We start from the raw sequence: 13,394 nt of genomic DNA on the forward strand, positions 1-13,394 counted from the left end.
TATAAATTTTAATTTGAAAAGGGAGGATAATTATGCTTAAAGGAGATAATGTAACAATAAGGCCTATAGAAAAGGGCGATTTTGAGCTTTTTTATTTATGGATACAGAGCCAAAAATGTTTAGGTGATTTTATGGACATTGATATGGTATATAAAGAAACTTTTTTGGAAAATTTCGAGAAAAGTACAAAGAATGCTACTAGATTTTATGCAATAATTGAAGATAAGGATGGCAATCCAATAGGTGAAATAAACTCTATAGAAGTTATAGGCAGTAATACTACTCTCGAAATAGGTTTGTTAATAGCTGAAGAGTCATCAAGAGGTAAAGGAATAGGAATAGAATGTATAAGATTATTTGTTAATTATCTTTTTAAAACTAAAAATATAATGAGAATTCAGTACATAACCAGAACTGACAATATGCGCATGAAAGCAATTGGAGAAAAAACTGGATTTAAGATAGAAGGAATATTAAAGAAGTATAAATTTGTTGATGGAGATTTTAGAGATTTTTACTTAATGGCTATTACTAGAGATTATTGGAAATTATAAATATAGATATTAATATGTAACATTCTTATAAAATGTAATAGTAAGCAAGTGTAAAATACAAGGTTGAGTATTATAAATTGTGATTTGGTGGTGAGAGCAAATATGAATATAAAATTTAATAAAATGACTGAAAAAGATATTCCTAATCTTGTGCAAATAATGAAAAGAGCCTTTGATTATGATACCAAAATTCATTTGGGAAAAGAAACTGGTGGTCCTCCTGGATATGATGATGGTACATTTTTAAGGAAATGGGGATTGAATAAAGAAGCAACTTCCTATTGTATATATTTAGATAATATTCTTATCGGAGGAGTAATTCTTTGGATTAACGATAATAATGAAAACTGCTTAGGTAATTTATTTATTGATATTAATTATGAGGATAAAGGAATTGGAACAAAAATTTGGAGTGAAATTGAAAGCATGTATCCAAATACTCGAGTATGGAATACTGAGACTCCTATTTTTTCTCATAGAAATCATAATTTTTATGTCAATAAGTGTGGTTTTAATGTAATTGAAATAAAAGATCCGAAAGATTTAGAAGAAGGTAGTTTTATTTTAAAAAAAGTAATTTCATAATTTCTAATTTGTAAAATCAAATAAAATTAGAATTGTATTTTAATATGTGCTATTTTTATGTCTCAATATCAAATTCAACACAGCTTAAGGGGATATGGACTATTTATAGGGATATATGTTGGAGGTAATTTATGAAATTATTTTTTATAAGACATGGACAAACAGACTGGAATGTAAAAGGGAAAATACAAGGAAGTTGTGATATTGAACTTAATGATACTGGTATTATCCAAGCAGAAAAATTAAGTAATAAGGTATTAGAAAATAAATATAAATTTACAAAAATCTATTCAAGTCCACAAAGAAGAGCAGTTAAAACAGCAGAAATTTTGAGCAAGGCTACTAATGTGGAATATATATCAATACAAGGATTAGAGGAAATTAATCTTGGAGAATGGGAAGGATTATCATGGACTGAAGTCAAAGAAAAATATCCAATAGAATATGAAAAATGGTATGCAAATAGAAGATATGCTAAACCTCCAAAAGGGGAATCATATCAGGATATGTTACAGCGTGTTTTGACTTCAATACATAAGATTGTAAATGAGAATTGTGATAATGCTGTAATTGTAACTCATAGTGCTGTAATTATGTGTATACAATGTTATTTAACCAACACCCCTTTTGATGAAATGACTAAATTTAAAACAAATAATACTTCAATTACAGAAATAGATGGTGATTCATTAATAAGGTAAAAGAAGAAAGAATTATTAAGTTTATAACCACTATTCATGAAAACAAATAGCAAATTACAAATTTTGAAAGGAAGATTAAAATGAGACTGGATGGCATTGGAATATTCGTAAATGATATGAAGATTATGGTTGAGTTTTATAAAAATATTCTTGGATTTGAAATAGAGTGGGATGGAAAAGAACCAAACGTAATGCTTAAAAAAGATGGGACATTGTTTATGTTTTATGGAAGAAATGATTTTGAAAAAATGACAAATAAGCGATTTAATTATGTTGGTGGTATCAATGGGCATTATGAAATTGCTTTAAGTGTACTAAAGTATAGTGATGTGGATTTAGTATATGGAGACATCATTTCTAAAGGAGCAGAATCAGTAATGGAACCAACAACGGAACCTTGGGGACAAAGAACGTGTTATATTGCAGATCCTGAAGGAAATCTTATTGAGATTGGTTCATTTAATGAGTAAATTCTGATTGGCTTGTTTTGGTTAATTTAGACTTTACTTAGTATATTATTAAAGAAATTAGATTATGTAAAATAGAGATTATTTATATTTTACTTACAAAGCTTAAAGGAGATTTATAATGGAAGAATTAAAAGTAATTTTAGAAAAATTTGCACAGTCTGGTTGGGACTTAATTGCTATTCCTTCAAAAGCATATCTTGATGGAAATGGGGCAAAGGAAGAATTAATTAAAGCAATAGAACAAGCAGATAAAGAATGCGGGAACTGTGGTTGTGAGCTTGATCCTTTATATAAAAAGTGTATTGAATTAAAAGAAGTATTGTAATTACATGAATTATTAACATAATCTTTGGTTTGTAATATTGTAATTATGTTTAAAGGATGTGTAAGTATTACTTAAAAACGCAAGAGAAAAGGCTTTTGATTTAGATAATGTAAATTTTGTTTCTGCATTTTCAGACAATACCGGGTTAGAAGATAGTTCAGTAGATATTATTACATGTTCTCAATCCTTTCATTGGATGAATCCAGAAAGTACATTAAATGAGGCGGCAAGAATATTAAAGAAAGGTGGCATTTTTGCAGTTTATGATTGTGACTGGCCACCAGTATGCAATTGGGAAGCGGAATCTGAATATAACAAACTTTTTGATAAAGTTAAGGAAATTGAGTCCACATATTCGAACGATAAAGATAGTTTTATAAAATGGGACAAAGAAAAGCATCTTTCTAATATTAAAAATAGTATGAATTTCCGTTATGTAAGAGAAATAGTTTTTCAAATACTGAAATTTGTAATGCACAAAGATTTATTAAAATTGCTTTAAGTCAAGGAGGACTTCAGTCTATTATTAAAGCAAATATAGATGAAATAAATCCAGTTATAGCATCCTTTAAAGAGAAAATTATTAATACTTTTGATAATAATGAATTTAAAATAGATTTCTGCTACCGTATGAGAATAGAGATTAAATAGAATTGAGATTTGTTGTATTTAGGGAGATAACAATATGATTGAAAAAATAGCATTTAATCTTGGAAGAAATGATGAAGAACTAAATATTGATTTAGCAATTGAATTAATTAATTTAAAAGATTTAGAAGGTATAAAAGAAATTGTTGATGGGTTAAGAAATAAAAAAGAACAAATTGCAAATGACTGCATAAAGGTTCTTTATGAAATAGGAGAAAGAAATCCAGAATTAATTGCTGAGTATGTGCTAGATTTTATAGAGCTTTTAAAATCAAGAAATAATAGGCTTGTTTGGGGCGGTATGACGGCAATATCAAAGATTACATTTCTAAAGTCAAAAGAGATATTTGAGAACATAGAAATTGTTATTAATGCATATGAAAATGGAAGTGTAATAACTAGAGATAATAGTATTAGCGTGTTTGCTGAATTAGCAAAAGCAGATAAAAAATATGAAAAGCCTATGTTAAAAAAGATAGTTGAACATTTAGAAACATGTAGACCAAAGGAAATTGGTCAACATGCAGAGAGAGCATTCATTTGTATTGATGAAGAAAATTCTAAAGAATTTGTATCAGCACTTTTAAAAAGAAGAGATAATTTATCAGCCTCACAAAAAAAGAGAGTAGACAAATTAATAAAGAATATTGAAAAAGGTGATTTTTATAGGTAATGCAATTACATTTATAAATTATATTAAGTTTACAAAATTCTTATTAAACATAATAGTAAGATATAACGTGCTGATTATACAAATTTATCAAGCTGAATGAAAGGGAAGATTAAAATAATTTATCTATTCTTATAAAGAGTAATAGTAAATAAATTACTACGAATCATTTAAAGGGGGAATATTAAATGATAAAGCAAATAGTGAAAGTAATTATATTTACAATAGCAATTACTTATCTGGCTTTACATTTTCAATGGTTAGAATTTTACAAAGGTTATAGCTATTCAGAAGAAAATCTTTTATTCTCAATAATATTTTTGTTAGCATGGCTGCTATTTAGTTTTTATTGGGGAATGATTCAAGAAAAAAAGTATCTAAGATTCATAAGTATATATTGGGGCATTGGAATTATTGCGTGTTTAATTATCTGTATTTTTGCTAATACTCAATCATTTCTATTTCCATTTTACATATGGTATGGTGGGCCATTATACGGGTTTAGATATGCGATACTTATGTTATGTGGCATAAGTATTGATAGAACAATTTTGATGTTAATAACTTTACCATTGGGGATAGTATCTTGTTTTACAGGATACTGGCTTGGATGTTGTAGCGTAAAAAAAATAAGCATGCAATTGAAAAAAATTATATTAATCGGTACTATTTTAATTAGCAGTTTATTTGTTTACATATATTTTAATTAACTTTAAAGTATATTTAATAAGTACAATAGCATTGCTTACAAATTCAAATTTGAAAAAGGTGGAGAATTAAATGCAAAATAACGTTGATAAATTATTTATAAGGTTAGCAAAACTTTTCAGAACTATAGAAGAAAGTGGATTAACTAATGTAAAACTTATTGAAGAAAAAGATATTATTGATGAATTTTATAATAAGAGTGTAAGTATGGTTCTACGTGGTAAAATACCTGAACATATTGATTTGATTTTATCATTTGAACTTACAAGAGCAATAAGAGACAATTTTGATGATGAAGTGATTCAATGTTTAATTCTTGTGAAAAAATTAATAGAGCCTATAAGAAATTTAAAATATGATAATATAATTGAATTTGCAAAAGTTTGGGCATCCACAGAAGTTTATCATGAAATAAATGATGAAATACTTCAAAAATATGTACAAAGAGATTTTGAAAGAGGGGATTAATTTTTATGGCTTCATGGATGATTCATTTTAGAGTAGCAGATGGTATTAAAGATAGTATTAGAAATGTTGATATAGAAAAGTTTATTGTAGGAAATATTGCACCAGACTGTGGTGAATGGAGCAAAGATGGAAAAATATTAAATCCTCCCAAATATATTACACATTGGAAAAATATGAAAAATAAGAAGACAAGTCTAAAAGATGAATTTTTCTTAAAGTATCTTTCGCGTGGTGAAATGAATAGTTATAAATCTTTTTATTTAGGTTATTATGTTCATTTATTAACGGATATTTTATGGAAAAAGATTATATATACTCCAACAAAGGAAAAATATTTATATAAATTTAATAATATAAATAAACTAAATAGGAATATTAAAGCTGATTTGGCATGTATTGATCACATGTTTTTTAGAGATAATGCATTTGAAACTTTTAAAATGTTTTCGCATATCAAGAGTTTTCCAAATGTGTATCTTGATTATTATTCAGAAAAGGCAATTGAGAATAAAATTATTGAAATATCAAATTATTATACTAATTTTAATGGAAATTTAAATAGAGAATATCAGTTTTTAAATAAGGAAGAAGCTGATAAATTTGTTGTACAGGCAATTAGTGAAATAAAAGAGGATTTAATTGTAAAAGGCATAATATAAATTAATTCAAATGCTCTGCAAATAGAATAAAAAATTTTTAATGGGGGAATAAGTTTGAAAGACAATAAAATATTTATTGTCTTTATAGCAATATTTTTGGTTCTAATAGGAGTGAGTTCAAATGTTATTAAAAATAAGGAAAATAAAATAGTAGTTGAAAAACGGGTTAATGGAACAGATGAATATGAATTTTACAGTGAAATTATGAGTAGCAAAGAAGTTCAAAATGCAAGAGATATTCTTAGTAGCATTAAGTGGGAAAATGCAACAGTAAATATGGTGCGTAATGCTGATTATGTATTTCATTTTGAAGATACTAGGGAAAAACAAAAGCCAAATGGATTAATTTATGCACTATGGATAAGTCCTGATAAAGATAAAATAGAACTTGTCATAGATAGCGAAGTTAAGTATGTTCAATTAGACAAAGAAAAGTCTGAAAAGTTGTTTAAGATAATTACAGGTAAGAATTTGAGCGAGACTTAATAAGTCAACATAATGAATAATTATCTTATATTGTGTATTAATCCATTTTCCTTTAAAGGCAAGTTTAGGGGCATTAAGTTTATATAGAGTAACATTTCAAATACAACACATATTGAAGAAAAGACCTGTATAACTGTAAAATCTCTTGCAAAAGCCTTTAAGTTAACGGAAGATGAGGAAGAAGTATTTGTAGCTGGTGGTGTACAAGTGTATGAGGAAGCATTTCCTTATGCAGATAGAATATACATTACAGTAATACATAAAAAATAGATGGTAATGTACATTTTTCAGAGATTTATGAAGATGATTTTGTGAAAATTTATCAAGAATTAATTAATGGAGAAATACCATACAAATAGTATACGTATGATAGAAATAGGTAAAGAGATATCTTAATAATCAATAATATTTTTATAAAATGTTATGGTGATTTCTGAGATTAATATAAAACGTTGGAGGTTATTTATGGCTGAAGTTACACGATTAATAAAATATGAAGAATTAGATGAATTATTGCATCTGTATAGTCAATTACATCCTGATGATCCAGATGTCTATGAAAATAAAGAATTGAAAGATATATGGGATTCAATATATAATAATCCAAATTTTTATTATATTGTAGTTGAAGTAGACGGCAAAATAGTTTCATCTTGCAATATATCTATAATAAAAAATCTTACTAGAAATTTACGACCATATGGATTAATAGAAAATGTTATTACTGATTCTAATTATAGAAAAAAAGGACATGCTTCAAAGGCTTTAAATATGGCAGTAAATATAGCAGAAGATAATAATTGCTATAAAGTAATGCTTTTAACAGGCTCAAAGAAAGAAGAAACACTAAAATTTTATGAACAGGCAGGTTTTTCAAGAGGAATAAAAACTGGGTTTATTAAGAATTTATAATATATTTGAATTGTGGCATATAGCTGTTATGGTTAAAGTCATATAAATTATGCGACGATTAGATTAATAAATTGCTAATGGAAGTTATTATTGTGCAAATAAAGGAGGATGCTATTAATGGGAAAAATTTTATGTTTTATTTATGAAGGTATGGTTGATTTTGAAATGACATTAGCCTGTAATTTAGTAGATAAAGAAATAGTTCAAATTGCCTATGAAATTAAAGTTATAAAAAGCAAATCAGGTATGTGTTATTATCCTATGGCTACTGTTAAAGAAGCATTGGAATATACAGAGGTTGATGGTTTAATTATACCAGGGGGATATAATGATGAACAAAGAAATGAGTTAACAGAACTCATAAATAAACTAAATAACCAAGGTAAACTATTAGCTGCAATATGCGCAGGACCACAATATTTAGCTAGGGCAGGAGTATTAAAAGGTAAAAAATATACAACTACTTTAACTGAAGATAACCTTAAGGAATATTTTCCAATGGTATCAGAAGACCCATTTCCAAGGGATACATATATAAATCAAAATGTTGTAAGAGATAGTAATATAATTACAGCTGTAGGGAATGCCTTTGTAGATTTTTCTATAGAAATACTTGACTACTTTGGTAACTTTAATGATGAAGAAGAAAAGAAAAAATGTGCAAGTTATTATAAAGGTTTAAATTAATAGTCATTTATTTTGGGTTACAGACGAGAGTAAGAATGGGTTATGAAGGAAATTTAATTGAATGAAAAGTTTGATTTTCGAAAAAATAAAAAAGATGAACTAGTAAATATTATGAAAGATACATTTTATGCCTAGCGGAATAACAACTACTCAAGGTACAGTAGATCCAAGTTTAAAGGCTTTTATATGGAATATGTTTAATTTAATGTACTATGTTACAATAGAGATAATATAGGGGGATAGAGCAGATGGACAAACAATATTTTATAAAAACTGCAGAGGACTTTGTTGAGCGTTCACAAGATAACTATATAACAAAGGAAATAGCCATTTCGGAAAATGTTATAGGAATGAAAATTTTTGAAGCTCCAATTTTAGCATTTGGTTCTGCGGATGATGGGTACTTTACATTATTGAAACAACCATCAGCAATTGGGAAACACTTCATGCTTCCAAAAGAATGGTTACCACAATCCAAGACTGTTATATCATTTTTTTTACCGTTTAGTGAAGCAGTTAAAAAAGGAAATAGAAGGAATATGTCATGGCCTACTGAAGAATGGCTTCATGGACGTATTGAAGGTCAGAATTTGTTAAATAAGTTATGTATACATTTAAAGTCTGAATTGACGAATGAAGGTTATAATAGTGTTGTACCTACTTTAGATGAAAGATTCTGGTCGAATGCTAATAATCCAAATCATGAAGAAAAATTTACAAGCAACTGGTCTGAAAGACATGCTGCCTTTATATGTGGACTTGGAACATTCGGGCTTTCTAAAGGACTTATAACTCCAAAAGGTATATCTGGAAGATTCGGTAGTATTATTACAGAATTATATTTATCACCTGATAATAGAGAATATGAGAATATATATGAATACTGTTCAATGTGCGGTAAATGCGTAAAAAATTGTCCAGCCAATGCAATATCCATAAAAAATGGAAAAAATCATATTATATGTTCTGAATTTTTGGACAAGACAATGGAAAAACATAAGCCCAGATATGGTTGTGGAAAATGTCAGATAGATGTACCTTGTGAATCTAGAATACCCAGACAGCATAATGTAAAATGAATACTATATTTATATTAATTAGTATGCATCTTTTTTATTGTATAGGAAAGTATAAAAATCGCGCTCGCTGAAAGCGCGGCGTAGACTTGCATTAGAAAAATATATGTGGTAAATTGATGAAATGATTAAGAGTAAATTAAGAAGAATATTAGAGGAAAATTGGAATGAATTTTATAAAAGATATAAAAACAGAATTAGACCTAGTGTTATTGCAGAAGTAAAAAAAGTTATGAAATGCAAGGATATAAGTAATGGTTATATTGAATTAAAATGTAAGGAATGTGGCGAAATAAAGAAAGTTGGGTTCACTTGTAAAAGTAGATTTTGTACATCATGTGGAAAGGTTTATGTTGATAATTGGGTTAATGGAATGCTGGGAAAATTAATAAATGTAAAGCATAGACATATGGTATTTACAATACCAGAGGAACTTAGAAATTACTTCGGAAGAGAAAGAGATAGGCTGAAGTTACTTCCGCAATGTGCAGCTAAAGCTGTTACGAGTTGGATGTATAAGCAAAATAAAAAAGAAGAATTTATACCTGGAATTATAGCAGTTATACATACTTTTGGACGAGATTTAAAGTGGAATCCCCACGTCCACATGATGGTTACAGAAGGTGGAAAGGGTAAGCTAACTACCTGGAGAAATTTTAAATATTTTTCGTATGAAGCATTAAGAAAGAGATGGCAAAAAATATTATTAGATGAAATAATAAAAAGAGAAGGAAATAAAGATAGTTTTAGACGATTAAAGAACAAAATATATAAAAATAATAAAGATGGATTTTATGTTCATGCTAAAAATGAAATAAAATCAGCAAAGATAGCTGCAAAATATATTGGAAGATATGTTGGACGACCTGCGATAGCAGAATCAAGAATAATTGCGTATGATGGTGAAAGTGTAACATTTAAATATAAAAGACATGAAGACAATAAAGAAATAATAGAGAAAGTGCCAGTCTTTGAGTTTATAAAAAAAGTTATAATACATATACCAGACAAGAATTTTAAAATGGTGAGATATTTTGGACTGTATTCGAGGAGATGTAAGGATAAAGATCAATTTATCAAGATGATAGATAAGAAAATAATACAAATTAAGAAATCAATAGAAAAGTGGGAATATCGAATTCTTGCGTCTTTTGGGGTAGATCCATGCAAATGTTCTAAATGTGGTGGTAAGATGAGATTTAATGATATAGTGTATCCACGATACGGCTCGATGCGAGAATATTTTAAAGATAAATTTATAAGTGAAGGGAAAGAAAAATTAGAAAACATCCTGGAAATATATGCAATTGCAAAAGGAGTACTATATGGTAAAATAAAGCCGACAACAACATAGTTGGAGGGATGTTAAGTGAAAGATATAATACCATATAAATGTTTAAATTGTGGAATAACAGAAAATATACCTAGGGAGGTTGTAGAATACTTTGATGAGATGGATCAAAGTAATATAGATGAACCGCCTTGTTTTTCATGCGAAAAATGTGGTGGAGTTATGAGACCTAAAGAATACAATGGGGTATATGGCAAAAGTTATAAACTATAAGAAGAAAACCATAGAGGAACAGCAATCTCTATGGTTTTTAATTTAACTATTAATAATTTCTCCGAAGGAGCGTGTCGCAGACACTTTTGTTCTATTATGAACCAATAAAAATGAATAGCAAATTATAAAATCGTACTATTCAGGAGATTGAATTTGCGATTTTTTAAGTGTGCAATTTTCGTATTTCACGCAGTAAATTTAGAAAATGTTCTTTGAAAATTGAATAATATGATAAATAAAATAATATTGTATCAGAAATGTGTTATAATATCCCAATATGGCTGAGGTAATAAAATGAAAGGAGTATGAAATATGGATGAACTGTATTTAATGCAATTAGATTATTTATTAAGGCTCTGCATTGCTGCAATATGTGGGATGGCTATTGGATATGAAAGAAAAAATCGAATGAAAGAGGCTGGAATTAGAACACATTTTATCGTGGCTATAGGGGCAGCACTTATAATGATTATATCAAAATATGGATTCCAAGATCAGATAGGATGGCCGAATATGTCTCTTGATCCATCACGTATAGCTGCTCAAGTTGTCACAGGAGTTGGATTCCTTGGGGCAGGGATAATTTTTATGCAAAAGCAAACAATAGTAGGATTAACAACTGCAGCAGGAGTTTGGGCTACAGCAGCTATAGGTTTGGCTATAGGTTCTGGGCTCTATTTCGTTGGAATAGCAGCTACTACCATTACTATATTGGGACAAATACTTTTGCATGGTAAAATTAGATTTTTATCATCTCCAAAGACAGAAACATTAACGTTGCAAATTGTGGATGAGCCAGATGCTATTAAATTTCTTCAAGAAATCTTTGAAGATAATGAGATAACTATAATTAATTTAAAGAGCAGGAGAGATGAAAAATCCTCATTAATAGATGTGAAAGTTGTGATAAGAATATACGAATCATTTAATATGACTAAATTCTTAAATATATTGCAAAGTAAAGATTTTATAAGGTCTTTAGAATTTTAAGGAGAAATAAGTTATACTAATAAAGAATAAATTTAATAAAAGCAATGGCTATAAAAATACTGTATTATTCAAAAAAATGGATTTACAGTGTTTTTTATTTAGCAGTACTAAGATAAGTTCCTATAAAGAGGAGCCTACAACTTTGGTAAGTAATTTAAGGAAATTGTCTTTAGCAAGTATATCATAGGTAAAAGCTAAAAGAAAATACTAGTAAAATCATGAAAAATAAATTGTAATATTTATTGAATAATGCGATATTAACAATATATGTTATAATAAAAAATATATTATTAAGAGGATGTAAAGTTTATGATTAATGAATATTGTCCTAAATGTCATGAATCACAAGCATGATAATGGCTACAACAGAAAAAGATGATAACTCATAATAGAAAAAGAAGTCAAATTATTTTGGGGAAATATTATTTAGAATACAAGCTAAAAGAGGGCGTGGCAATTATAGGTATGAAACAGCACTGGTGTGGACCTAACGGAGCAATTAATTCAAAATGGACATGGCGATTATAACCTCTAATTAATCTTTTCATGTTTTAGATAGATTAGACCTTGAAGATATAAAGACGCAAAAATCCTATATTTTTAACACTGTTATTTTAGGTAGATTAGGTAGAAATCCTTAGTCTACCTTTATATTTTGTAAATTATAAATTTACAAAATATATTTATTTGACAAGAATCTGACAAAATTTGATAGTATTATTATATATAGAGGTGAGAACAATGAGATACTTAACAATAACTGATGTATTTATAAAAAGAAATAAAATAAATGGAAGAATAATAGATATTAATAAGTTAAAAGAAAATATTTCAGATTATAGGATATGGTTAGAAAAAACTCACAGAAGGGATAAAATAGAAAACTATGAGGAATTCTTACAAGTACACTAATTATTTTTAAAGAGCAGTAGCCAAGAGAAATCTAACTACTGCTTTGCTTTATAAAAATGTAATATTTACAATCTATGCTATAATATACCTAGATGGTAAATTAGCACGAATTAACCAGTTATGGGAGGGGGTAATTCTTATGAACAGGATTTTAATATTGGGTGGAAGTGGACTTATAGGAACAGCAGTAATAAATGAAATGACTCAATATAATCAATTTGATGTTTATTCAACTTATTTTCAAAATCCAATACTGTTGAACCAAGGTAAAAGTTTTAAACTCGATATTCAGGATGAAGATAAAATAAGCAGTATATTGTATAACTTAAAGCCTCAAATTATAATTTCATGTTTAAGAGGAAATTTTAAGAAACAGCTAATTTTACATATAAAAGCTGCTGAATATTTAAGGGAGAATGGTGGTAGCTTATACTTTTTCTCTACTGCAAATGTCTTTGATAGTGATTTAAGTAGACCTCATTATGAAGATGATTCACCAACTTCTAAAACTAATTATGGACAATATAAAATAGAATGCGAGAAAAAAATATCGGAAATATTATGTGATGATGCTTGTATATTAAGAATTCCTCAAGTTTTTGGGAAAAGTTCTTTAAGAATGAATGAACTATCAAATTCACTTAATAACAATAAAGAAATTACTGTATATCCAAAACTTTATCATAATACAAATACTGATATTATGATAGCAAAACAATTATGCTACATAATAAATAGCAGTTTAAAGGGTATTTTTCATTTAGGATCAGAAGATGTAGTTAACTATAAAAATTTTTATGAAGAATTAATAACAGAATTGGGGTTTAGAAATTCAATAATTAAAGAGAATTTTGAGGAAGAAGGATATTTTGCACTCTTATCAAAAAGGATAAATAAATTTCCAAAACAATTAAGGCTTACTAATAAATCAGTGATCAAGTATTTAATTAATTGATACTAAGAATATGTTTTTGTGTAT

The 13,394-nt window shown here is 27.8% G+C and carries 20 protein-coding genes and 1 pseudogene; all 21 read left to right on the forward strand.

The features are described from left to right. Positions 1-32 precede the first annotated feature (32 nt). On the forward strand, positions 33-554 hold the full coding sequence (locus CDLVIII_RS14900) for a GNAT family protein (RefSeq protein ID WP_009170278.1): 522 nt from the start codon (positions 33-35) through the stop codon (positions 552-554). A 102-nt stretch (positions 555-656) separates the two neighbouring features. Beyond that, complete coding sequence (locus CDLVIII_RS14905; RefSeq protein WP_009170279.1) at positions 657-1,139, forward strand: GNAT family N-acetyltransferase; 483 nt, start codon at positions 657-659, stop codon at positions 1,137-1,139. Positions 1,140-1,270: 131 nt separating this feature from the next. Further along, positions 1,271-1,840 (forward strand): alpha-ribazole phosphatase, encoded by a 570-nt coding sequence (gene cobC, locus CDLVIII_RS14910; RefSeq protein ID WP_009170280.1) that lies wholly within the window; start codon positions 1,271-1,273, stop codon positions 1,838-1,840. An 80-nt stretch (positions 1,841-1,920) separates the two neighbouring features. Then, a complete protein-coding gene (locus tag CDLVIII_RS14915) occupies positions 1,921-2,310 on the forward strand; it encodes a VOC family protein (protein WP_009170281.1) in 390 nt (129 codons plus the stop codon). 118 nt (positions 2,311-2,428) lie between these two features. After that, positions 2,429-2,635 carry a hypothetical protein gene (locus tag CDLVIII_RS14920; protein WP_009170282.1) on the forward strand — a complete coding sequence of 69 codons (207 nt, stop codon included), beginning with the start codon at positions 2,429-2,431 and terminating at the stop codon, positions 2,633-2,635. A gap of 130 nt (positions 2,636-2,765) precedes the next feature. After that, positions 2,766-3,137 (forward strand): annotated as a pseudogene (locus CDLVIII_RS32045) (class I SAM-dependent methyltransferase); the annotation flags it as partial. 183 nt (positions 3,138-3,320) lie between these two features. Continuing rightward, complete coding sequence (locus tag CDLVIII_RS14930; protein WP_009170283.1) at positions 3,321-3,956, forward strand: hypothetical protein; 636 nt, start codon at positions 3,321-3,323, stop codon at positions 3,954-3,956. 185 nt (positions 3,957-4,141) lie between these two features. Continuing rightward, complete coding sequence (locus CDLVIII_RS14935; protein WP_009170284.1) at positions 4,142-4,663, forward strand: hypothetical protein; 522 nt, start codon at positions 4,142-4,144, stop codon at positions 4,661-4,663. Between the two features lie 70 nt (positions 4,664-4,733). Continuing rightward, entirely contained in the window at positions 4,734-5,129 is a 396-nt protein-coding gene (locus CDLVIII_RS14940; protein WP_009170285.1) for a hypothetical protein, read from the forward strand. A gap of 5 nt (positions 5,130-5,134) precedes the next feature. After that, a complete protein-coding gene (locus CDLVIII_RS14945; protein ID WP_009170286.1) occupies positions 5,135-5,788 on the forward strand; it encodes a zinc dependent phospholipase C family protein in 654 nt (217 codons plus the stop codon). Between the two features lie 54 nt (positions 5,789-5,842). Then, positions 5,843-6,274: a hypothetical protein gene (locus tag CDLVIII_RS14950; protein ID WP_009170287.1), complete on the forward strand. Its 432-nt coding sequence runs from the start codon at positions 5,843-5,845 to the stop codon at positions 6,272-6,274. 129 nt (positions 6,275-6,403) lie between these two features. Beyond that, positions 6,404-6,544 carry a dihydrofolate reductase gene (locus tag CDLVIII_RS32050; protein ID WP_242835997.1) on the forward strand — a complete coding sequence of 47 codons (141 nt, stop codon included), beginning with the start codon at positions 6,404-6,406 and terminating at the stop codon, positions 6,542-6,544. Positions 6,545-6,739: 195 nt separating this feature from the next. After that, positions 6,740-7,186, forward strand: a complete 447-nt coding sequence (locus CDLVIII_RS14955) for a GNAT family N-acetyltransferase (protein ID WP_009170288.1) — start codon at positions 6,740-6,742, stop codon at positions 7,184-7,186. 117 nt (positions 7,187-7,303) lie between these two features. Beyond that, a complete protein-coding gene (locus tag CDLVIII_RS14960; RefSeq protein WP_009170289.1) occupies positions 7,304-7,873 on the forward strand; it encodes a DJ-1/PfpI family protein in 570 nt (189 codons plus the stop codon). A gap of 248 nt (positions 7,874-8,121) precedes the next feature. Continuing rightward, positions 8,122-8,952, forward strand: a complete 831-nt coding sequence (locus tag CDLVIII_RS14965) for a 4Fe-4S binding protein (protein ID WP_009170290.1) — start codon at positions 8,122-8,124, stop codon at positions 8,950-8,952. A gap of 121 nt (positions 8,953-9,073) precedes the next feature. Continuing rightward, the gene (locus tag CDLVIII_RS14970; RefSeq protein ID WP_009168856.1) at positions 9,074-10,303 is read left to right on the forward strand and encodes an IS91 family transposase; all 1,230 of its coding nucleotides are present in this window, start codon (positions 9,074-9,076) and stop codon (positions 10,301-10,303) included. 15 nt (positions 10,304-10,318) lie between these two features. Then, a complete protein-coding gene (locus CDLVIII_RS14975) occupies positions 10,319-10,513 on the forward strand; it encodes a hypothetical protein (protein ID WP_009168857.1) in 195 nt (64 codons plus the stop codon). 312 nt (positions 10,514-10,825) lie between these two features. Then, positions 10,826-11,503, forward strand: a complete 678-nt coding sequence (locus CDLVIII_RS14980) for an MgtC/SapB family protein (RefSeq protein ID WP_009170291.1) — start codon at positions 10,826-10,828, stop codon at positions 11,501-11,503. A 375-nt stretch (positions 11,504-11,878) separates the two neighbouring features. Beyond that, positions 11,879-12,031 (forward strand): hypothetical protein, encoded by a 153-nt coding sequence (locus CDLVIII_RS31775; RefSeq protein WP_207636823.1) that lies wholly within the window; start codon positions 11,879-11,881, stop codon positions 12,029-12,031. A gap of 213 nt (positions 12,032-12,244) precedes the next feature. Further along, complete coding sequence (locus CDLVIII_RS31355) at positions 12,245-12,415, forward strand: hypothetical protein (protein ID WP_009170292.1); 171 nt, start codon at positions 12,245-12,247, stop codon at positions 12,413-12,415. A 139-nt stretch (positions 12,416-12,554) separates the two neighbouring features. Continuing rightward, complete coding sequence (locus tag CDLVIII_RS14985) at positions 12,555-13,370, forward strand: sugar nucleotide-binding protein (RefSeq protein WP_009170293.1); 816 nt, start codon at positions 12,555-12,557, stop codon at positions 13,368-13,370. Positions 13,371-13,394 lie beyond the last annotated feature (24 nt).

Origin of the sequence: Clostridium sp. DL-VIII (assembly GCF_000230835.1) — a bacterium.
Classification (GTDB): Bacteria; Bacillota; Clostridia; order Clostridiales; family Clostridiaceae; genus Clostridium.